Raw genomic sequence first — 1201 nt, 5'->3', positions numbered from 1 at the left:
GATAATGAGATTATATCAGATATTAATTTAACAGTAGATTCAGTAGTAATTAATGATATAGCTTTAGATTTTGAAGCAGAACTTAATACTGACTATTTAGAGAGTGAAGCAAAAGAAGAAATAAAGGTAGCATTAAATGAATTTCTTTTTAAGAATATCTTTAAAGAAAGAATTTTATATTTTGAGATAGCTTCAATTATAAATAACTGTAAAAGTATTGAGAAATTATCAGACTTAAAAATAAATGGAATTAAGGATGATTTAGTAATAGAGCCTGATAAATTATGTAGGGTAAATTCAATAACAATAGGAGGAATTAGTTAATGGCAGGTTTTACAAATTATGGAGAAAATCTTGTTATAAATGAAGTGCTAAGATCAAGACAACTTTATGTAGGACTAATGAAAGCTAATCCAGAAGAAACAGGGAGTAGTTCTAGTGAAGTTAATACAATGTCTTATGAAAGACAACCAATACAATATATAGAACCTAAATTGGGAGAAACATATAATCAGGAAGACATACAATTCCCTACAGCAACAGAAGATTGGGGTTGGATAACTCATATAGCAATATTTGATTCAAAAGAAAATGGAAATATGATACTCTTTTCAGCTTTAGATTTTAAGAAAGAAATAAGAGCAGCTGATATTTATAAGATACCTAGAGCTTATTTGATATTTTCAATAGATTAGGAGAGAGATAATGAAAGGGAATAATAGACCTCTTATAAAAAAAGAAGTTTGGGAACTAAAGGAGCAATTAGTAGAAGAGTTTTTAGAAAATATAGTTCATGACTTTGCATTGGATTCTAAAGATATCGGAGCTATATCCAATCATATTTCAAATCAGCTAATAACAGTAATAAAAGATACAGCTAAATTAAAATCTAAGAGTGAATTGACAGTTTTAGGAATAGATACTTCAAAAGATTTTACAGAGAAGATTTTATTAAATTTACCACCATATATGAGAAAAGCTAAATTAATAGTAGAACTAGCTAAGACTATCTCAACAGAACTGCAAAGATTAGATTTATTGAAACAGGAAAAGATAAGTTCACTATTAATTTCAACAAATTCTGTTAATTTAAATAGATTAGAAAAAATATATGGAAGTAAATTAAGTAATAGTTTAGGAATAAGAACTAGACAGAATATATTGATAGCAAAAGAGATTGCAAAGTATGAAAGATTCAATA

Annotated in this window: 3 protein-coding genes; all 3 read left to right on the top strand. The window is 26.8% G+C overall.

The features are described 5' to 3' along the window. On the top strand, positions 1 to 324 hold a 324-nt coding region (locus ACRCYC_RS08225), incomplete at its 5' end, for a hypothetical protein (protein ID WP_438618646.1). After that, entirely contained in the window at positions 324 to 695 is a 372-nt protein-coding gene (locus ACRCYC_RS08220; protein ID WP_330111760.1) for a phage tail fiber protein, read from the top strand. The genes ACRCYC_RS08225 and ACRCYC_RS08220, both read left to right, overlap by 1 nt. A gap of 10 nt (positions 696 to 705) precedes the next feature. Then, positions 706 to 1201 (top strand): hypothetical protein (locus ACRCYC_RS08215; protein WP_438618645.1); only part of this gene is annotated, 496 nt, incomplete at its 3' end.

Origin of the sequence: Paraclostridium sp., assembly GCF_051657365.1 — a bacterium.
GTDB lineage: Bacteria > Bacillota > Clostridia > Peptostreptococcales > Peptostreptococcaceae > Paraclostridium.
Note: the sequence above shows the minus strand (reverse complement) of the source record. Positions and strands in the feature narration are given on the sequence as shown.

Excerpts from the sequence above, each read along its gene's own strand:
- ACRCYC_RS08220 (WP_330111760.1), top strand. The coding sequence starts at position 324 with ATGGCAGGTTTTACAAATTATGGAGAAAATCTTGTTATAAATGAAGTG.